This is a genomic window from Lederbergia citrisecunda (assembly GCF_018343695.1).
In the GTDB taxonomy this organism is placed as follows: Bacteria; Bacillota; Bacilli; order Bacillales; family Bacillaceae_C; genus Lederbergia; species Lederbergia citrisecunda.
The window spans coordinates 4,097,390-4,117,788 of sequence record NZ_JAGYPJ010000001.1 but is presented as its reverse complement, the minus strand read 5'-3'; the positions used below and the strand labels follow the sequence as shown (position 1 = coordinate 4,117,788).

Annotated in this window: 23 protein-coding genes and 1 tRNA gene; 6 read left to right on the top strand and 18 right to left on the bottom strand. The window is 36.7% G+C overall.

Annotation, left to right across the window (positions count from 1 at the left end; translation table 11 throughout):
• Nucleotides 1–59: 59 nt before the first annotated feature.
• From KHA93_RS20260 to KHA93_RS20230, 7 genes are all read right to left on the bottom strand, one after another.
• Nucleotides 60–632 carry a superoxide dismutase family protein gene (locus KHA93_RS20260; protein WP_233711239.1) on the bottom strand — a complete coding sequence of 191 codons (573 nt, stop codon included), beginning with the start codon at nt 630–632 and terminating at the stop codon, nt 60–62.
• A 78-nt stretch (nt 633–710) separates the two neighbouring features.
• A complete protein-coding gene (locus KHA93_RS20255; RefSeq protein WP_213112368.1) occupies nt 711–1,445 on the bottom strand; it encodes an SDR family NAD(P)-dependent oxidoreductase in 735 nt (244 codons plus the stop codon).
• A 21-nt stretch (nt 1,446–1,466) separates the two neighbouring features.
• Nucleotides 1,467–2,021, bottom strand: a complete 555-nt coding sequence (locus KHA93_RS20250) for a hypothetical protein (RefSeq protein WP_213112367.1) — start codon at nt 2,019–2,021, stop codon at nt 1,467–1,469.
• A 40-nt stretch (nt 2,022–2,061) separates the two neighbouring features.
• Nucleotides 2,062–2,748: a hypothetical protein gene (locus KHA93_RS20245; protein WP_213112366.1), complete on the bottom strand. Its 687-nt coding sequence runs from the start codon at nt 2,746–2,748 to the stop codon at nt 2,062–2,064.
• Nucleotides 2,748–3,497 carry a hypothetical protein gene (locus KHA93_RS20240; protein WP_213112365.1) on the bottom strand — a complete coding sequence of 250 codons (750 nt, stop codon included), beginning with the start codon at nt 3,495–3,497 and terminating at the stop codon, nt 2,748–2,750. The genes KHA93_RS20245 and KHA93_RS20240 overlap by 1 nt, the downstream gene beginning before the upstream one ends.
• Complete coding sequence (locus KHA93_RS20235) at nt 3,466–4,374, bottom strand: ATP-binding cassette domain-containing protein (protein WP_213112364.1); 909 nt, start codon at nt 4,372–4,374, stop codon at nt 3,466–3,468. Before KHA93_RS20235 ends, KHA93_RS20240 begins: the two co-directional genes overlap by 32 nt.
• Entirely contained in the window at nt 4,371–4,754 is a 384-nt protein-coding gene (locus tag KHA93_RS20230) for a GntR family transcriptional regulator (protein WP_213112363.1), read from the bottom strand. The genes KHA93_RS20235 and KHA93_RS20230 overlap by 4 nt, the downstream gene beginning before the upstream one ends.
• A 174-nt stretch (nt 4,755–4,928) precedes the next feature.
• Here KHA93_RS20230 and KHA93_RS20225 point away from each other — a divergent pair, with 174 nt between their 5' ends.
• A complete protein-coding gene (locus KHA93_RS20225; protein WP_213113054.1) occupies nt 4,929–5,630 on the top strand; it encodes a GTP pyrophosphokinase in 702 nt (233 codons plus the stop codon).
• A gap of 48 nt (nt 5,631–5,678) precedes the next feature.
• On the opposite strand, the gene KHA93_RS20220 is transcribed toward KHA93_RS20225, so the two are convergent.
• The gene (locus KHA93_RS20220) at nt 5,679–6,215 is read right to left on the bottom strand and encodes a GNAT family N-acetyltransferase (protein WP_213112362.1); all 537 of its coding nucleotides are present in this window, start codon (nt 6,213–6,215) and stop codon (nt 5,679–5,681) included.
• 119 nt (nt 6,216–6,334) lie between these two features.
• On the opposite strand from KHA93_RS20220, the gene KHA93_RS20215 reads away from it, so the two are divergent.
• Nucleotides 6,335–6,408 (top strand) — tRNA-Pro (locus tag KHA93_RS20215).
• A gap of 419 nt (nt 6,409–6,827) precedes the next feature.
• On the opposite strand, the gene fabF is transcribed toward KHA93_RS20215, so the two are convergent.
• Nucleotides 6,828–8,063: a beta-ketoacyl-ACP synthase II gene (gene fabF, locus KHA93_RS20210; RefSeq protein WP_213112361.1), complete on the bottom strand. Its 1,236-nt coding sequence runs from the start codon at nt 8,061–8,063 to the stop codon at nt 6,828–6,830.
• A 122-nt stretch (nt 8,064–8,185) separates the two neighbouring features.
• Between fabF and KHA93_RS20205 the strand changes: the two genes are divergently transcribed.
• Both KHA93_RS20205 and KHA93_RS20200 read left to right on the top strand, forming a co-directional pair.
• Nucleotides 8,186–9,031, top strand: a complete 846-nt coding sequence (locus tag KHA93_RS20205; protein ID WP_213112360.1) for a helix-turn-helix transcriptional regulator — start codon at nt 8,186–8,188, stop codon at nt 9,029–9,031.
• Between the two features lie 351 nt (nt 9,032–9,382).
• On the top strand, nt 9,383–9,898 hold the full coding sequence (locus tag KHA93_RS20200; protein WP_213112359.1) for a DinB family protein: 516 nt from the start codon (nt 9,383–9,385) through the stop codon (nt 9,896–9,898).
• 348 nt (nt 9,899–10,246) lie between these two features.
• Here KHA93_RS20200 and KHA93_RS20195 read toward each other — a convergent pair whose 3' ends face one another.
• From KHA93_RS20195 to KHA93_RS20170, 6 genes are all read right to left on the bottom strand, one after another.
• Entirely contained in the window at nt 10,247–11,473 is a 1,227-nt protein-coding gene (locus tag KHA93_RS20195) for an ABC transporter permease (RefSeq protein WP_213112358.1), read from the bottom strand.
• Nucleotides 11,466–12,398 (bottom strand): ABC transporter ATP-binding protein, encoded by a 933-nt coding sequence (locus KHA93_RS20190; protein ID WP_213112357.1) that lies wholly within the window; start codon nt 12,396–12,398, stop codon nt 11,466–11,468. The genes KHA93_RS20195 and KHA93_RS20190 overlap by 8 nt, the downstream gene beginning before the upstream one ends.
• Nucleotides 12,399–12,516: 118 nt before the next feature.
• Nucleotides 12,517–14,391 (bottom strand): FtsX-like permease family protein, encoded by a 1,875-nt coding sequence (locus KHA93_RS20185; protein ID WP_213112356.1) that lies wholly within the window; start codon nt 14,389–14,391, stop codon nt 12,517–12,519.
• Nucleotides 14,366–15,130, bottom strand: a complete 765-nt coding sequence (locus KHA93_RS20180) for an ABC transporter ATP-binding protein (protein WP_285891564.1) — start codon at nt 15,128–15,130, stop codon at nt 14,366–14,368. Before KHA93_RS20180 ends, KHA93_RS20185 begins: the two co-directional genes overlap by 26 nt.
• A gap of 103 nt (nt 15,131–15,233) precedes the next feature.
• A complete protein-coding gene (locus tag KHA93_RS20175) occupies nt 15,234–16,196 on the bottom strand; it encodes a sensor histidine kinase (RefSeq protein WP_213112354.1) in 963 nt (320 codons plus the stop codon).
• On the bottom strand, nt 16,193–16,894 hold the full coding sequence (locus tag KHA93_RS20170) for a response regulator transcription factor (protein ID WP_213112353.1): 702 nt from the start codon (nt 16,892–16,894) through the stop codon (nt 16,193–16,195). Before KHA93_RS20170 ends, KHA93_RS20175 begins: the two co-directional genes overlap by 4 nt.
• 160 nt (nt 16,895–17,054) lie before the next feature.
• On the opposite strand from KHA93_RS20170, the gene KHA93_RS20165 reads away from it, so the two are divergent.
• Together KHA93_RS20165 and KHA93_RS20160 are read left to right on the top strand one after the other, a co-directional pair.
• Nucleotides 17,055–17,390, top strand: a complete 336-nt coding sequence (locus KHA93_RS20165; protein ID WP_213112352.1) for an MGMT family protein — start codon at nt 17,055–17,057, stop codon at nt 17,388–17,390.
• A complete protein-coding gene (locus KHA93_RS20160; RefSeq protein WP_432806330.1) occupies nt 17,371–18,393 on the top strand; it encodes a DMT family transporter in 1,023 nt (340 codons plus the stop codon). Before KHA93_RS20165 ends, KHA93_RS20160 begins: the two co-directional genes overlap by 20 nt.
• Before the next feature lie 10 nt (nt 18,394–18,403).
• Here the strand turns inward: KHA93_RS20160 and KHA93_RS20155 are convergent, their stop codons facing one another.
• From KHA93_RS20155 to KHA93_RS20145, 3 genes are read right to left on the bottom strand one after another with little or no spacing between them, the layout of a single operon-like run.
• Entirely contained in the window at nt 18,404–19,159 is a 756-nt protein-coding gene (locus KHA93_RS20155; protein WP_213112351.1) for an HAAS domain-containing protein, read from the bottom strand.
• Nucleotide 19,160: 1 nt separating this feature from the next.
• Nucleotides 19,161–19,835 (bottom strand): DUF1129 family protein, encoded by a 675-nt coding sequence (locus KHA93_RS20150; protein ID WP_213112350.1) that lies wholly within the window; start codon nt 19,833–19,835, stop codon nt 19,161–19,163.
• 2 nt (nt 19,836–19,837) lie between these two features.
• Nucleotides 19,838–20,167, bottom strand: a complete 330-nt coding sequence (locus KHA93_RS20145; protein WP_213112349.1) for a PadR family transcriptional regulator — start codon at nt 20,165–20,167, stop codon at nt 19,838–19,840.
• Between the last annotated feature and the right edge of the window lie 232 nt (nt 20,168–20,399).

Below are 20,399 nucleotides of genomic sequence, written 5' to 3'. Positions count from 1 at the left end.
TTGAGAATGATCATTTTTAAAGGGGCTTCCAAATACTTTGGACAAGCCCCTTCCTTCTATTATTTTTTACTAATAACTCCACATACAATTCGATTACCAGCGTTGCCAGCAGGATCTGTTTTATAATCATCCGCTTGTGTGTGGATCATAAGAGCACTTCCATCCTCATCAAGTAACGTATTTTTCTCACCTTGTTTTAAGGTAACATTCGGAGCTGTAATTTCTACATTAACAGTCCCCTTATCCGTAACTTCAATATTATGCAAGTCTCCTGCATGAAACCCTTTCGGATTGTTAAAACCGTGTTGTCTCTGTCCAGGATTGTAATGGCCACCTGCTGATTTAAAATCTGGTGCTTCACATTTTCCTGTTTCATGAATATGGATCGCTTTTGTTCCCGGCTCGAGTCCCTCTGCTTCAAGAAGAATCTTAACGCCTTCTTTTGTTTCCGTGAGTGTTGCATTTCCAGTTTTGATTCCTTCTGCGTTAATCATGTTAACGTAAATAGGGGTATGGCTCGTAACTGGAATGGCCTCTTCTTGATGCAGTGGATTTACTTCCTTATCAGAAGCACAGGCCGTTAAAGCAATGGTAAAAACCATAGTTGTGATGAGCATGATTGCTTTTTTCAAAGTAAAAACCTCCTGTGTTTTAAATCCTTAGCATGATTACCAAGAATACAAATTTTAAACACAGGAATTTATGCGATTTCATTCTTCATACATCATTTTTCTAGTCATTCCGCCATCCACGACTAAGTTAATGCCAGTTACAAAATCATTTAAAGGATTAGTCAAATAGAGGCACGCTCTAGCGATATCTTCAGGTTTCCCAACTCTTTGGGAAAGATGTTGAGTATGATCTACATCTCGTAATGCAGCATAATCCCCCGTTTCGATCCACCCCGGTGAAATGGCATTTACAGTAATCCGATCCTCCGCAAATGATGCGGCTAGAGCATGAGTCACTGCAACAATACCTCCCTTTGAAGCAGCGTAAGCTTCGGAATTCGGCTCTGACATCAGCGCTCGAGTAGAGGCAATATTGACAATTGCCCCACCATTTTCATTTTTCCTCATATATTTTGCAGCTTCACGGGAACAAAGAAATACACTTCGTAAATTTGTATTGATGACCTCATCCCATTCTTCGATTGATAAATCATATGGAGAACGGTTTATACCTTTTCCGGTATTGTTGATTAATATATCGATTTTGCCGAAGTGTTCTACCGCTTTTTCCATTAATTGAATGATTTCATCCGCTTTGCGTACATCTGTCCGTTGAAACAAGGCACATGCACCTAATTTTTCAGCGACAGTTTCTCCGCTCTTCACATCAATATCCGCCAATACCACTTTTGCCCCTTGTTCAGCATAAACTTTTGCAATTCCTTTTCCGATTCCATTTGCAGCCCCTGTAATGATGACAACTAGATTTTGCATAACATCCACATCCTAGTAGTTTTATTTTGATTCTACATAACTACGGTAAAAATCATCCGTTAACTCGCTTGCAAATACTAGAGTTACAAGCGTGTTGCGAATCGACCTTCTCACAGTCTTCCTATCAAAAAGTTGATGTTGTATGTCTTCTAGCCAGTTCTCGGTATTTTCTATTGTATCGATCACCTTTAATAAACATTGTTTCGATTCTTCAGTCATTTTAACATTTTTGTCTGCTAATAATTTTGTAAAGGATTTTCTGTTTTTCTTTAGCGCCCGTTCAAGTGAAGCTAATTCTTGCTTAGAGATTGATTGTTTCCCTAATTCTACAATAAATGAATCATCAACCGTGTTATAGAAATCCATGACCGCAAGAGACACTTTATCCGTATTTTGTTCCTTAGCAAACTCCTTAGCGAGTTTGTATTTTTCAAGGAATTCCTTTCCTGATACATTGTCTTGGTTATAGGAATAAGATTTATTAATACTTATCCAAGAGTATGGGTAAAACCAACTCCCTATAAGGTATACAATGATTAAAGTGATTAATGGTATGGCTAATTTTATACTTTTCAAATCAATTTCTCCCCTGTTGATAAGGAATAACTTACCTCTCTTATTCATTTGTATAGTTCACCCAAATATCCTCATCTTCTACAATTTTTAGGTCCTTTGGGATTTTTAAAAATACGTACCTAGCTTCTCCAAATGAACTAGATGACCACATATTATAGTTTTTATTTCCTGTAAACTGGTTAATCACAAATTCTTTTTTATACGTTGTGAAACTAATTTCTCTTTGTCTAGATTTAAAACTTAGATTTAAGTTATTATTTTGAATCTCAGCATTTAATGGCGACATCTCGTCTGTTATGTCGAATCCATCTAGGTTACTAGCAGCTATATATTTCACTTCTATTGATCCATCATTTTCGGGTTTTCTATCTACTATAATCGTACCATCGAAATAGCCTTCTACCTGACGAATTTGTAGCTCTTTACCACTATAATCATACTTCCACTCTTCACGAATGAGGGAAGGATCAATATCATCGATTCTTCCATTAAAAACATCAGACTCCAATATATCTAAATTAGCCACTTTGGTCATCGGAAGTTCCTTTACATCATGAGGGAGCATTTCGTACACAAAAACAGATAACACCAAAAGAACAGCATATGTGAATAAAAAGATTTTTACAAAATGTTTATTTATAAAGATGTATTTTAATCGACTACTTACCAAAAACCAGACAAGGAGGATAATAAGAACAAAGAATAATCCAAATATTAATAAGTTCATTATTTCCTAACCTCCATTCTGTTGGATAATGCCGAAGCACCTGCAAAAAGTAAACCTGAAATGCCGACCACTTTTATGAGGAACAATGAAAAAACTGACTCTCTAAAAATAAAATCGAGTACAACTTTTACCATTCCCTCGTTTGTAATTCCTAAGAAAATGAAGGCCCCAATGATCAGACAAGGGAGTAACACAATAAATATTTTGTTTATTTGAACAAGCATGCCGAACATATAACCAATTGAGCTGAATAAAAGCACATACAAAATAGTTGCAGAAATACCAAGAAAGAATTCTTTTGGAGCAACAAGTAGCCCACTATTAACACCGTATTGGATATCCGATGTGAAATAGGTGATGACCCTGAGTAAATAGCCTGATAAAATTGCCGTTGTTCCACTGATAACACTAGTTGAAACCAGAAACAGGGCATTGGCAATATTACTGCTTACACGATTTGATACGAATGAAAAATCATCATATCTTGCCGCTCTAGCTGTAATCAATATGGCTGTAAGAAATGCCCATAGAAACGTAAAAATAAGGACCACTTCCGCAGAATAATACGAAATATGAATGGAATAATGCTCACTAGAAAATCCCATTCCCCCAGAACCGCCTAATGAAAATAACAACCCTAACACTTGCATAAAAGCAAGGGAACTAAAGCTACCAAAAAAGGCTCTTAATTTAAATTTATATTGTTTTTTCACAACATCAGATAGACTCAATTCGATTAAAGACATCATCTATTCCCCCCTTATCTGAGTTCGTCAAGTATACGCATACATCGCTTGATGACACCGACTTAACTTCTATACCATCCAGCTTTAAATTTTGAAAATCGCTTTCAGTAAAGTCATTACGCACAACCGTAAAAGTACGATTTTGACTTTCTTGCTTGTAAATGATTTCCCTTCCATGTGTCCAACCGGCGACTGCTGATTTTTTTCCTTGAAGACCAACCGCCCACTCTTTTAAATCGGAAATTGGTAGATGAAGATGAGCTTTTCCGCCTTTTATTAAAAGCACATCCTCCAAAAGATCTTCTATTTCATTCAAATGATGACTTGAAATAATAATCGTACGCGGAAAGGCGATATAATCTTTTAGCAATGCCCGATAAAAATCTTTCCGAACCGCCGCATCCATTCCAGTTGTCGGTTCATCAAATAACGTAAGCGCGCATCTCGATGCTAGACCGAAAATCATATTGAATGTACTTTTCATCCCTTTAGAAAGATTGTTATGCAACTGTTTTGGATTAAGAGAAAAATAGTTAAAAAGGCCATCTGCAAGCTCAGCGTTAAAATTTCCGTAAAAGCGCCTTGCTTCATTTAAAATCTCAGCGAGATTCATAGAAGAAGGAAAAGTCATTTGATCATCAATATGAATACTATTTGCCGATACGATCAAGTTATTGAATGGGGTTTCTGAAAAAACCTCAATATTACCTGAAGTTTCATGAATAAACCCGGAAATGATATTTAATAAAGTTGTTTTTCCAGCTCCGTTTCGACCAATCAAGCCTGTAATTTTATTTTCTTGAATCGTGAAGGACATTTGATCGAGTACAGTATGCCGACCATACTTTTTCGTTAAATTCGCGCATTGGATCACATTCACTTTTCTTCACTCCTTCTTCTGCTTGTTTCTTGAATCATATTGATAAGTTCATTTTCAGAAACGTTTAACCGCTTTGCTTCTATGACTAGAGCATCAACTAATTCTTTTAATGTTTCATTTTTTCGTTTATCAAGAATTCTTGCTCGTGCGCCGTCTGCAACAAACATCCCGAGCCCACGTTTTTTATAAAGAATTTGCTCTTCCGCCAAAATATTCAACCCCTTTGCTGCCGTAGCTGGATTAATATTGAACAACTCGGCAAGCTGATATTGTGAGTACACTTTGTCATCGTTATTAAAGTTCCCGCTAATTATTTCGTTCTCAAGCCATTCCGATATTTGCACATAAATCGGTTTTGAACTGTCCGAGTTTAATATCACAAAGCAACCTCCTCTCAACCATAGTGCATTACTGTTGTAATGTACTATATAATAAATCGTTAAATAATGCAAGATGCAAATTAAATATGATACGATATTTTTAGAAGTTCAGCAGGAAAGGAATGTCTCTACGTGGAAAATGATCATGTTTTTGACTTAAATCGTTTCAAGGAAATGAGGGTGGAACTAACTCGTTTCATGATGGCTTATAAATTTGCGTGTGATGAAATCAATACAAAAATCAATATTTTATCAGACGAATTTAACTATATTCACGATTACAACCCTATTGAGAATGTGAAGTCTCGTGTGAAGTCGCCCGAAAGTATTTTTAAAAAGATGCTGCGAAAAGGATTCGATTTCTCTCCTGATTCGATCAGGGAGAATATTAGGGATATTGCGGGCGTTCGGATTACGTGCTCGTTTATTTCTGATATTTATGTGCTCAGCGAAATGCTGCAAAATCAAGGGGATATAAAAGTAGTTGAAGTGAAGGATTATATTAAAAATCCGAAACCAAATGGGTATCAGAGTCTTCATATGATCGTGGAAATTCCTATTTTTATGTCGGACCGAACGGAGCATACATATGTAGAAATTCAAATCCGTACGATTGCGATGGATTTTTGGGCAAGCTTGGAACATAAAATTTATTACAAGTACAATAAGGAAATTCCCGAAGGACTGGCAAATGAACTTCGAAATGCTGCTGTCGTCGCAGCAGAACTTGATCGAAAAATGGAATGGCTACACAAAGAAGTGTCTGTCATTAAGGAAGAAAATGAAGAGGAGAATGGACTTGCGTTTTTAGAAAACGGGCAAATTCCGGCTATTTTATTGAAAACCTTGTCTGAGTACCAGAAAAAGCTTGAATAAAGTAAACATAAACAAACGCCCAGAGCACCTGTACTCTGGGCGTTTGTTTTAGAAAGGCAAATCATTAAGCTTTATAGGGGTTTGTTCTTTGTTTTCCCAATCAGTGCGAATAATGGCATAGCAGATGGAGTCTGAAACACTTCCATCCTTATTCTCCCACGCATTTCGCAAGTATCCTTCTTTCACAAACCCACAATTGCTAAGTGTCTTCCTCATAGCTATGTTGTCGCTTCGTGTGTATGCCTCTATTCTTATCTTTTTATCTGGTAAACGAAAAAGGTAATCTGTGATCCATCTAACAGCATTTGTTCCAAAACCTTTTCCTCTATGTTTGGTGCTTAAACGAATATCAAACAAGGGAATAGTATCTTCTATATCGTGAATGATAATCAATCCAATTTTTTCATTATGGTTTTCAATCCAGTAAGTTTCTCTGTCTTCATGATACCACCCATTATTGAAAGCTTTAATAATTTGTTCGGATGAAGGATTTGGATCTGAATGATATTCCCAAGTATTATTAGTCATAATGGAGACCAAATCATCCAACTCATTATTACATCTTTTAAAAAGTAGTTCATCCACATTATCACCACCTTAGCAAAGTAGAAAGAACATCCATTTTTATTTTATCAAATATTCAGGCTCCCATATTTAGTAGATTGTTTATTCTTTTCCAGTATCCTATAATAAAACTGAATATTCGGGATGTAGCTCAGCTTGGTAGAGCACTAGCATGGGGTGCTAGGGGTCGCAGGTTCAATTCCTGTCATCCCGATATATCAGATTAGCGTTCAATCCTTTAGTATAAAGGGATTGGCGCTTTTATTTTGATACAGTTTAACTGATACTAAATAGCACAGATGTTACGGGGTTTAATTGTGGTATATTGTTTATTTTTTCGCTCTTTACGTGAAAGGAGATGGCATAATAGATTTACGATCACATCAAAAGATTGAATGAGTTGGACTAGGAAACTCGAATCAAGGTGAGAATTGGGAAAAGTGTTGATTTGGAATAAAGTTTGATAATTTATAATAAAGATTGATCGTTTCAATAATCTCCAATTAATTAATAAAACAGCTTGGCACAATCACATTGATAAATTGAAATTTTCAATTCAACAATCAGGCAATTTAATTGAATAAATCTAACCGTTCCTAGAAGAAACGGTTAGATTAACGAGAGAAAGTTTATTCACTCGTATTTCTTTAAAACAATAGCTGCATTATGACCTCCAAAACCAAATGAATTAGATAGACCCGTATTTATTTTCACTTCGCGAGCAACAGATGGTACATAATCAAGATCACATAATGGATCAGGATTTTCTAAGTTAATAGTTGGAGGAACTATCCCTTCTTTTAAACTCATTGCTAAAGCAATTGCTTCAACTCCACCAGCTGCCCCTAACATATGACCAAGCATAGATTTATTAGCTGTTACTGGAATCTGATAAGCTTGTTTTCCAAACAGCTGCTTAATAGCTATTGTTTCAGAGATGTCACCCACTTTTGTACTTGTAGCATGGGCACTAATAACATCAACTTCTTCAGGAGCTATATTGGCATTTTTTAAAGCTGATCTCATCGCAAGATAGGCCCCTTTACCTTCTGGATGTGTAGCTACCATATGGTGTGCGTCTGAACTTGCACCATATCCAATGACTTCTGCATAAATCTTTGCCTCTCTACTTAAAGCATGCGATAAAGATTCCAAGATTAGAATTCCAGCTCCCTCTGACATGACAAATCCATCTCGATTTTCATCAAATGGACGACTAGCTTTATTGGGATCATCGTTTCTTGTCGATAATGCAGTTGCATTACCAAAGCTTGCTATTGATAAGTCTGTTATAGCTGCCTCTGTTCCACCCGCAAACACAACGTCACTTTCTCCCGAACGAATTAGTCTAAAGGCTTCTCCGATTGCTGTATTTCCGATTGCACAAGCAGAAACTGGCGACATAGAAGGTCCCATTGCGTTCCATTTAATACTAATTTGTGCTGCAGCAGCATTAGAAATCATAGATGGTACTAGAGTTGGACTGACTCTTCTTGGCCCCTTCTGTCTGAGCGCATCAATATTTTCAATTAAGGTTTCAATTCCCCCGATGCCTGAACCTACGTATACACCTAATCTTTCTGCATCTATACAATCGAGATCTAACATAGAATCTGTCCAAGCTTGACCAGCTGCGGCCAAAGCAAATTGAGAAAAGCGATCTAAACGTCTTGCTTCTATCTTTCCTAAAATTTCATCTGCATCAAAATCTCGTATGATGCCTGCAATTTTTGACTTATGATTAGTAACATCAAATGTATCAATAAGGGATATACCAGACTCTCCGTTAATTAGATTGTTCCAAAATGTTTTGAGGTTGTTTCCTATAGGAGAGACTACTCCCATACCGGTAATCACAACTCTTTCCACTTTTCATCACTCCAAATCAATAATATACTTGTATTTTACAGTCCTTTTATCCTATTACAAGTTGTTGTTTATCCTGGTATAACTACTACTAGGTTAAATTGGTATGATGAGGAGTTTTAAAAATGAATGATAAAACTAGGCTTGAAGCTTTGTCGACATTCTTAAAAGCTAAGCGTGCCCAAATTAAGCCAGAGTCTATTGGTTTGCCTGCCGGAACCCGGAGAAGGACACCTGGGTTACGAAGAGAAGAGGTTGCACAATTAGCAGGTGTAAGTACAACTTGGTACACATGGCTAGAGCAAGGAAGAGATATAAAAGTTTCTTCAAGCGTACTTGATTGTATTTCTACAGCTTTGCAATTAAATAATGATGAAACAGACTACTTATATGACCTGGCATTAGAAGCAAAATCGGAAATTACAAATCCAAAAAAGGATCAATCAGAGCTCAGCCCTTCTTTAAAACGAATATTAGCTGAATTAACATATTGTCCGACTATCATTTCGGATCGACATTGCCATATTGTGGGTTGGAATCCTGCAGCTGCTCATGTATTTTTAGATTTTGAACAAATACCGCATGATCAAAGAAATTTGATTCGTTTAGTGTTCACTAGAAAAGAATTAAAAGCATTGGCCGTCAATTGGGAACATTTTGCGAAAGGTTTTCTTGCTATTTTCCGTACCTATTATGGCCACTATTTAGGCGATGAATGGTACAACCAATTTATTAAAGAAATGAGTGAATCACATTCAGAATTTCAGGATTTATGGCAAGAAAGTCAAGTGAGTAAGGCACCAGAAATGATAATTGAATTCAGACATGCTAAAGTAGGCAAAATGTTGTTTAATTTAACTTCTCTTCAAGTTCAAGGTGATATGGATTTACGGTGCAGTATCTATACACCAGTAGAGGAAACAGATACGGAAAATAAATTAAAGCGATTAATGAAGAGTGTTTCCGTTTAAAATTAATAAAGAAATTTCATTTCGCTAGTGAAATGATACTTATTACAGAACTAAGTCATTTTTCCTTATGGGAAAAAGAGTTGACTTTACAATGCCCCCTTTTTCCAAGGGCGGATGGCAGTAGTCGATGAAAAATAAGCTAATTTGCATTCATGTTTTCTATTTCGTATTCCACTTATGGGAGAGCATACGGACAGTTAGATAAAAAACTGGAAAAATCAGAGAAGGAATTCGACCCATCTACATAAGAAAGGGGTTAAAATAATCAGACAGACGAGAATACTTTTAACAATAGAGAATATATACAGAATGGGAGTCTAAGTACACATTTCTGCTGAAGGGAGAAATCACATGAATAAAACAGTAAATGATAATTTATGTGATACGAGAAATAACCTCGTAAAGGAAATTACTTTATTAAGTGATGCTCAATTTAATAGTAGGCCTGATATGAATAAGTGGAGTATAGCACAAGTTTGCCATCACCTAGTTTTAGTGGAAGAGGCATCTATAAAAGCTATTGCATGGGGATTAAAAGTGATTGATAGTACTCAAAAAGAACGTAAAAATGTTGACCTTATATTATTGGATAGAACCAAGAAGATTAAAGCTCCAAAAATCGTTGAACCAGATATAAAACCATTTGAAGTTCAGCAAATCATTAATTTGTTAAACGATTCGAGGAAAAAATTGATGACTTTTCTTAGTACTATTGAAGATAAATCGATACTTGCGGAAAAATCAGTGAAGCATCCTGCTTTGGGTGAATTACCTCTTGACCAATGGATTGAACAGATATATTTGCATGAACAGAGACATATAGAACAAATAAAAGAGATAAAGTCACTTTTAGATGTGAGGCAATAAACATAAAATAAGCCTTATTTGGAAAAGCATGACGTTGCTAGCCTACCTAAGGCGAACAGTTCTATCAAACTATTAAATGAAAAAATCCGCCTTGGAGCAATGTGTATACTCCAGCGGATTTTTCCTATTAATTGACTTTATCGTTAATCTCCAGTTCATACTCATTTTCTTCCTGTTTGATTCCGACTTTCCAAACTTCTTTGTTTTCAAGATATTCCACAGACCTGATTCCTTAAACAGGAATAGAGAAACTCCAATTATGGATTGGAGACCATTATCCGAGAATACGCAATTTACCATATAAAAACCGCCATTCCAAGGAACGAATGGCGGTTATAAATTTTTACGCTATGCCCACAACCACTTCCATATTTCTTTCGGAGTGGCGTTTTTCCCGTACATTAGGATTCCGATCTTGAATATTTTTCCCGCTGCTTTCATCATGAACCAGATTGTCACGAAAAGAATAGCTAGAGCAATGACGATTTCAATCCATGGCCATTCGTCCAGCATGGAGAGGCGAATGATCCAAACGGCCGGTGATGTGATTGGAAAAAACGAGCCGATTTTGGCGATGATTCCGCTCGGGTCCGATATGATCGGTCCGATAAAAATAAGTGGTAAAAATGGAAGCATCATGACGATTCCTTGGAAATTGCTTGTGGACGTCATGTCTTCGACCGTTGCACCGATCGCAACAAAAATCGATGAGAACAATAGATATCCAGAAATGGCCAGCACTAGAAGCAATAACAATTCCGGTACCAATAAGTATTCCATCAGTGGCAAATCTAGTTTCCAGGCTACAAGCGGTAGTCCGACCGCAAGCCACACTACCACTTGAGTGATACCTAATACGAAGTAGCCGATAATTTTCCCTTGCATTAATTCGCCCGGAGTGACGGAAGACAGAATGATTTCCGCTACTTTTTCTTTCTTTTCCTGGGAGGCGGAAGTGAAAATCATCATACCTGTCATAACGATTGAAAATAAAATGATTCCTGCAAAGGCCGCGGGAATTACTCTTTTAAGTGGATCATTCTCTTCGGAAGCGGCTTCCTCACTTGCAACAGCTTCACCCAAGTCGGCTTGCTGAACGGAGATCCCTTTTGCAATCACATTTTTTTGATCCTCTGATAATCCGAGTCTATCGATTTGTAGTTGGCGTAAAGGAGCTTCCAACGTATAAGCTTCATAAATAAAATTTTCACCAACATCTTCACTCATATATAAATTAATGTTCCCTTGGTCCAACGTTTTTTCTGTAAGGGGTATGTATACCGTTTTTTCCGTATCGGCAACTTGTTCTTGCATCTCAGGCTCCGTTAATTCTGTTAAAAGTAAATTCCAGTTTAAGCCCTGCGACTCAACAATCGCCTTTACATCATCCCAAACCCCTAGCTCATCTGACACAAAGACCTTAATTTCAGCAGAATCATCCCCACCACTAAATAATTGGGGAACAAAAAAGAAAAACATAAAGAGGGCAGGAGTTAATAAAAGAGAGATAATGAACGATTTATTCATCATATTTCTTTTAATCTCCCATTTTGCGACTTTCAAGCTATTACGCATAGACGACACTCCTCTCGTTTACAATATGTTGATCCGTTGCTACATCGATGAAAATTTCATGGAGTGAAATCCGATCAATGGAAAGCTCCTGTATATTCAATGTTTCCGGTAACTGTCTAAGCCATAAGGGTACAACCACATCTGGCGTTAAATAAATAATGGAAACATCCCCTCTTTGCTCAACACGATTCACGTGAGAAAGTCGCTCTAATAAGGAAATGTCATTTCTACCGCGAATCGTACATTTAAAATTAGCATATTGATTTTTGACTTCCTCCAACGTTCCATAAATCACCTTTTGCCCGCGGTGAATCATAAACAATCGATCACATACTTCCTCAACCATATTCATTTGATGGGAAGATAATAGAATGGCTGTTCCTTTACTCGCTAAATCCTTAATTTCATTTTTAAAAACTTCCTGGCTAACTGGATCTAGACCTGAAAACGGTTCGTCCAAAATCAACAATTCTGGTTCGTGAATAATCGATCCTATAAATTGAACCTTTTGCCCCATTCCTTTTGATAATTCTTCAACAGAAACCTTCTCTTTCCCCTCTAGTCCAAGCTTTGATAAATACTCAAGTGCACGCTCTTTAGCCTTTTTTATCGGATAATCCTTTAATTCCGCAAGATATAAAATCATGTCCAAAACCTTGACGTTTTTATATAACCCTCGTTCTTCCGGCAAATAACCAATTTTGCTTCGAGGAATTTCGCCAGAAGCATAGTTATGAAAATTTACAGAACCTTCGTCTGGATACATGATTCCCATAATATTTCGTATGGTCGTCGATTTTCCCGCTCCATTTGGACCAAGAATGGCCATGATTTCTCCTTTTCTTACATCAAAGGAGATATTTTGAATGATTTGAGTTTGTTTAAAAGATTTGCCAAGTCCTTCGACTGATAAAACTGTCTCCATCGTATCCCGTCCCCTTTCATCGATCGCAAAATTTCTTTTACGACTTAACTCCGATACTATCTCTTACGAACGAACAGGAAAAAGGTTCCAGAAAAAAAGCACTCATAACGATGAGCGCTTAAATTGAACGTCTTATTTTTCTAATATAATTGGAGCGAATAAAGAGAAAGTAAATGATTTGTATGCAAGCAAAGCTGCTCAGAACCAATGTTGATTCCTTTACCAAGCTATAACTGAACATATGTTCCAAAGCTGTCAGGGCAACGGCTCCATGAATAATAGCCACAATAATTGGAACGAAGAACAGTAAAGCCAATTGAATCGTAATAATTTTAGACAATTCTTTATCAGTCAACCCCAACTTCCTAATTGAAGAAAACTTCCGCTTTTCATCTTCGAAGTCTGCGTATAGTCTGAAGTATAGAAAGCTACCGGCTGATACGAAAAATACTGCCCCAATAAATAGTCCTATAAATAAAACAGCTCCGTACATTTGATTGATTTCATGCCATGTATAAGCTAGTGAAAAAAATTCATGCTTTCCTTCTCGGTCAAATTGATCGATTTCACTTGATAATTTTTTTCCTGCTTCTGTGGATTGTTTCCAATCCTTTATATAAAAAGCATAGTATGTTTGTTTCCATTCATAATCTTTCATCTGATCAAATACATCATCAGACACAACCAAAAAGTCACGGTACGATGGAAAAACATTAGCAGGAATCGCTTTTTTCTGTTCCAACACTAGATTACCAAAAGTAATCGTATCATGATCTTTTACCTGTTGGGTCATGCCAATTGCACTATCGTAAAATAACAAAATAGCTTCATTTCCTTTAAGATCGACTTGCTTAGCATCCTCTCCTACCATTGTAAGAAGTTCATTGTATCCAGATTGACTAGTCACACTATATGAATCACTTTTCGAAAGCATTCTTTTAATATCCATACTTACTTCTTTATAAGGCATTTTTTCTAGTTCTTTTCTAATTAGTTGAATATGCTTCGTTTCCAAAGCATTCCCTTCTTCTGAAGTATACTCAAAGGCAAATGGATTATTTTTAAACAAATCTGCCGTCATCATCGCCCTAAACCCAACGAGTGAACCAATTGCCGAAAAGGCGACAGTTGAAACAATTGCTACAAAGAAAAAGGCTCTCGCATTATCCTTCATCCGATAAGCAAGGTCTGACATAACGATCAAATTCGTCTTTCTCCGGAAAAAAGATTTACTTTGTTTCAGTCGATTAATCGTAAAAACGCTAACCTGTGTAAAAAGAAAATATGTGCCAATGATGACGACGGTTGTAACAGGAATCATCGCGATAACGACCTGCATATTACGAGCTATTAAAGCACCCGCGTAACCAATACCCAAAAGGAAAATGGATAATAAGGATAAAGCGATAGATGCTTTCGGCTCTTTTTTAGGCGCTGCACTCCCCTTAATTAAATCAACAAGCTTATTCCCTTTCAAAACAGAAACCGTGAAAAAGGAAATAATGATGAATAGGAGCAGAAACGCCACGAACGTCAATACTATAGCGTTAACCGGCCAATAGAAAGGTAAAACTTCATCCAAATTCAATACATTTTCCGCAGCTAATAAAATCATTTTTGAAAAAACTACGCCTACTAGCATTCCAAAAATAGTTGCAAAAAAACCAATAAAGACATTTTCTAAAAAGACCATTTTACGCAATTGCATATTTGTCATTCCATGCATGACCATGAGACCGAATTCTTTTTTTCTTGATTTTAAAAACGCACTCATCGAAACTAGCACAAATATGAATGAGAAAACATAAATAATCCCTTCAGCAAAGTGCAGACCAACCGCAACATTCGCATTTATATTTTTAAGCGCTGGATGAAATGCAAATATGGCATAAACAAAAAACACTAGAACAGAAAACATACTGCTTAAAAAGTAGGCGGCATATGTCCTTTTGTTCCGAAATACATTGTTAAATGCGAACTGTCTGAAGGTCATTTGAATCCCCTCCTAACAGTGAAAGCACATCGATGATTTTTTGGAAAAAGGTTTGGCGATTATCACCGCGGTGAACTTCATTATAAAATTTCCCGTCTTTAATAAAGACAACTCGGTCACAATAACTGGCTGCAATCGGATCATGTGTAACCATCATCATCGTCGTTTTATCATTTTTATTGATGGATTCCATCATTTCCATCACTGCCTTTGAAGCCTTCGAATCGAGATTTCCAGTCGGCTCATCCGCCAGCACCATTTGCGGAGAATGAATCGTCGCTCGCGCAATCGCTGTTCTTTGCGCCTGTCCACCAGAAATTTCATAAATGCGCTTATTTAAAATTTCTTTAATCCCTAATTTTTCAGCAATGGCTTCTACTTTTTCATCCATCACTTTTACACTTACGCCGTCCAGTGTTAGCGGTAGGACAATATTTTCTTCAACGGTAAGCGTTGGAAGCAAATTAAAATCTTGGAATACAAATCCTAATTGTCTGCGCCTAAATAAAGCCAAATCATTCTGCTTTAAGCGAAACGGATCCTTCCCATTAATTAAAATTGCCCCGGACGTTGGTTGGTCAATTGTTGCCACCATATTTAATAGGGTTGTCTTTCCGCTTCCGGAAGGCCCCATAATTCCGACAAATTCACCTTCTTCAATGGTTAAATCGATATCTGATAGCGCCCTGTAAGCAACTTTTCCATCATACACTTTACTTAGATTCTTGATTTTTAACATTTCCATTGTAAAAATCCCCTTTCCATCTACCGTTATTGTAGTAGAAAAGGGGATTTTTCAACCATCTATTTATCTTTCAGTTTTCTTACATCTTTGTAAGGTATTACACAAACTTTATTTTTACCGTTGTCCCTTCTTCTACCTCCGATGCAATTTCAACTTGATGACCAAGTCTATCGCATACTTCTTTTACAAGGTATAACCCCATCCCGGTTGATTCTCGGTACAAGCGACCGTTTTCGCCTGTATAAAAAGGATTAAACACTCGTTTTATATCTGATTTCGGAATACCGATTCCGTTATCTTGAACTTCTAGGCTCCTATCCGAACCTTTTATAAGTATTTTTTGCGATATTCCTGTTGAATATTTTACAGCGTTCGTGATTAACTGATTCAGTATAAACATAAGCCACTTTTCATCCGAGTCTACAAGAATGTTCTGGTCTATATGGATTTCGGGATATACACGATTTTTAATAAAAAGTCTTTTATTTTCCGAAATGGCTTGTTCTGTCATTTTTCTAAGGGAAACTAACTCCACTTGAAAATCGTGTTCAAACGCTTCAAGCCTAGCGGCATATAAAACCATATCCAAGCCTTTCCCAATTTTATCTACTTCTTCCTGAATGCTAGTAAAACGCTCGTCATCTTCCTCTTGGGTGATCAGCTGGATGACCGAAAGCGGTGTTTTCATTTGATGCACCCACTGATTAATGAAGGTTAGATGATCATTCCGTGTTCTTTCCTGTTGATGAAGTTGATTCATATACTCAGTATGCTGTGATTTTAAAAGGTGAGTTAATGCTTCTGGGAGTGAAGAAAATCCTAATATTTCATTTACCTCATCAAGCTTGTGAATTGGATTAGATAGCCTCCTATAAAAGTCTTTATGCGTAAAATAGCGATAGAATAAGTATGCAGTTAATAAGAAAATCCCGATAAATAAAGCATAAAGAGCAGTATGGTAATTACGATAGCCATCCATTATATAGATAGACAAGACCGCTATCATTTGGACGATATTCACAATGATTAGTGGTATATGCTCTCGGAAAAATAACTTCATCCTTCTTCCACCCAATTAGGAACTAGCCGGTATCCTGCTCCCCGTACAGTTTCTATAGCGTTATCAATTTCAAGTTCCTGAAGCTTTTTACGTACACGTGTTATGTTGACATTCAGGGTGTTTTCATCAACGAATGATTGATCGTCCCATAATTTTTCTAATATCGCTTCACGACTTACTACTCGTGGAGATCTTCTCATGAGAGTTTCCAGCAAGATGGCTTCTTTTTTAGTTAAAGAAACAGTCTTCTCTCCTTTTTCCGCTTCCATCCGTTCCATATAAAGAGTAAGTCCTTCTATATTAACGATTCGTTCCTCTACTTTAGGGGCATATTCTCCGTAGGCACGCCGCAATTGACTACGAATTTTAGCCATGACCACCTCATAATGGAACGGTTTCGTTATAAAATCATCCGCACCATTTTCTAATGCCATCACTTGATCCATCTCACCCGACCTAGCGGAAATAAATAATATCGGACACGTTGATATTTTACGAATTTGCCTACACCAGTAATATCCGTCATAACTTGGCAAATTAATGTCCAGCAGAACCAAGTCTGGTTTTATTTCTGTGAAAAGCGCCAATATATGTTCAAAATCCTCCGTTAGCTTCGCCTGATATCCATACTTTTCAAGATGGTTTTGAAGCAGCTTAGCAATCTTCGGATCATCTTCTACAATCATAATTTTCGCCATAATGATCTTCCTTTTTCCACTTATTACTAAGATTATACATGATATTCAATATCCCCGTAGTGTCACGAGGATTTTTCCTGCTAGAACTATATTACAGTCATTATTACCCTATTTATTAAACAAACAAATGATATACTGAAAAAGATTGGAGAGGTTAAAAATGAATCCATTTACAGAAAAAGTTATAACTACCTTAAAATCGATCCCCAAAGGTCGTGTCGCTACATATGGTCAAATTGCACGTCTAGCCGGAAATCCACGTGGGGCAAGACAAGTTTCACGAATTCTTCACTCAATGAGTTCGAAATATGAACTTCCTTGGCACCGTGTCGTGAATGCTAAAGGTGAAATTGTAATTGGAGATTCCGAAACCGCCTATCAGCAACAGTTCTTACTAGAACGTGAAGGTATCGAGGTTATAAAAGATAATCAGATTAACCTCCATCAGTATCAGTGGGAACGAGAAGATCCACATTGTGAATGGCTGGAAGGCTAAACGGGAGAATAGCGAAACGCTAGTGTTTAGGCCAGGAAGTCTGTTAATTGCTTATAAGTTTACGATGCATCCTTTTACGGATAAAATAGAAAAGTTAGCATTTCATAAAAGGACGGATTCATCTATGTTTAAAGCTTATGCATGGCTAACTTTTTGTGTGGTCGTTTGGGGAAGTAATTTTGTATTTGGAAAGATTTTAGTACAGAGTTTCTCTCCTGCTCTATTAACATTTCTAAGGCTTGTCTTCATTGTGCTTTTTCTAATTGCATTATCTTACAAAAAACAGCTAAGTCGTATAAATAAAACGGATGTAATAGTGATTTTCTTTCTGGGATTTATCGGAGTATTTATAAACCAATGGTCGTTTTTTGAAGGATTACAAACAGCTGACCCCACAACTTCCGCATTAATATTAGCTACAACTCCAATTTTAACTAGTGTTTTAGCAGCTATCTTCTTAAAAGAAAGATTATCTACTCGAATGATATTCGGTTCTATCGTGGCGATTGTTGGGATTTTTTTTGTTGTAACAAAAGGCAGTTTATCGTCTTTACACGTTGAAATTGGCCTTCTTTGGATTGTAGTCACTATGGTCACCTTTGCAATTATGATCATTATGACAAGAGTACTCTCCCAAAGAATCGATCCACTTATGATTACTTTATATTCGAATGTTGTTGGTCTGTTTATTTCGATCTTTTTTGCATTTTCGCTCGATAATCCGTTACAAATCAGTAGCAACATCACTGATTGGGGGCTTTTAATCGGAACGGCCGTTATTGTGCATGGACTAGCCACACTTATTTGGAATAGCAATATACGTCATGTCGATGCTTCCAAGGCATCCATATTATCAAATCTTGAGCCCTTTGTCGCAATGATATTTGGACTCATACTATTATTCAAACCAATTACAGGCGTAGAAATAGTCGGCTCCATTTTTATAGTAGGAGGAGTCGTACTGTCTACCTACCAACGAAAGCAACTGTATAGCCAAAAGTAACATATATCCATTATGTTACTTTTGGCTTTTTTCTCTCAGTGACCACTAAACTTAAAATGATTAAAATAAACATAAGTATAAAAGACATGAAACTAATAACAAGAATCGTTTCATCAGGTAATTTGGAAAAACGGAAAAGAAAATCGGGAATGAAAAGTATAACCGGGATCCAAATAGGAAACCACGCTTTAGCCCATAATGCACCGAAAATAAAAATGAAGGAACATATCGCTACAATGGTCCAGTTTGCAAGTGTACTTGCCTTATAAAAAGGTTCAATAAAAACTCCACTCGCTACCATTAAAAGTATGAACAGGACCATCACACTTGCAGAAGCCATCATACCAACAAAGAAAAGTTTCTTGTTTGAATACTGATTTTTTCCCGCTCGTTGTAAAAAGACAATGTAAATTACGAAACCTATCGCGGCGATGATAGGAAAACCAATGACTTGAACTATGTTCAGTTCAAACTCCCCTTTTATCGCAGGTCCCATCATAAAATAAGCAATAACTCCAAGAAAAAAGATAGGTAGATTTTTTACTAGACTTTTATAATCAGTCTTCATTTCCCTTTTCAGGGTAGCCATATATTCAGCAGGAGTACAATCTATGATTCCCTCAATATTCTTTCCATGTTTTTCTGATTCAATAAGATGATCCCTTAGTTCCTCTACTAATTCACTTATTTCTTTTTCATTTTTTCCTGATGTCATAAGATACAGTCGAAGATTTTCTATAAATCTCTCACTTTTATTTGATAACATTTTATTTACCTCCTAGCTTCTTCGTGATAAACAAGATTATCCATAGAATGCCCCCAGCAATGAAAGACGCCCACCATGAAAAATTGAATGAAGGTCCAACTTCCGGGATGAACAGAGTTGCTGCCAGTACGACACCCATGCCTACAGCACCGACTAACCCTGCCTTAAGCATATCCATTTTTGTATTTCGCTTTTCTTGAAACAGCGAATTTTTAACCAGTCTTAAAATAAACCAAATTGTGATGCATACAAAGCATGAGATGACGAAGGCTACGGCAACAACTGCAATTGGGTAAACCTCCGTTTTCACCTCTGTAAATTGTGATAATACGAGAAAAAGAATTCCTCTTATCATTAAAATCCAACTAACGATATTGGCTACTATTCCTGCAATAAAAGGAATAACGGCTCGCTTTTTCTCTTTTGGCAATTGCTCAATAATTTCATCGGCAAATGCTTTCGGGTTGTCTCCGAAAATGTCTTTAGCTGTTTTTCCTTCTTCCTGTCCTTCAAGTAAATGGTCAAGCATTTCCATCAACACTTCTTCGGACTGCTGCTCTGATAATGCCATTTGAAGCCTTATATAAATCAACATATCACTGTAATATGCTTCATTTTCTGGTGTTAATAATTCTCTTTTTCGATTGTTTTCTGCTATTAATTTTTTTACATTCATCGTTAGTCTTCTCTCCTTTTGAACAATGCATTGACGGGCTCACTTATTTGATTCCACTCTTCTGTAATGGTCAATAAGGCCTCTTTCCCTATCTCCGTCAAGTAATAATATTTCCGATTTGGTCCCGAATCCGATGGCCTCATCTCTCCCCGTATCAATCCGTTTTTTTGAAGTCTTAACAAAACAGGATAAATCGTTCCTTCACTTACATCTTCAAGGCCAATATCCTGCAGCTTTTTTGAAAGTTCATATCCGTAAACGGGTTCTTTCTCGATTACAGCCAACACGCAACCATCCAAAATCCCTTTTAACAACTGGCTTCTTATCGACATATGCAGCATCCTTCCTCAGCTATATTGCTAAGCAAGATAGCGAATTAAATAAAAAACTAGATCTTCGCTATTTTGTTTAACAAGATAGTGACTTTAAAAACAACTACTTGGCTTAACAAAGTAGTTGTTTTAAACATATTATTTAATGATAATTTTGTCAAGGGATTATTTTCTTGTTAAAAATGGCAACGCTCTATACGAACAACTCTCTAATAATACTGCTAGTATCCCT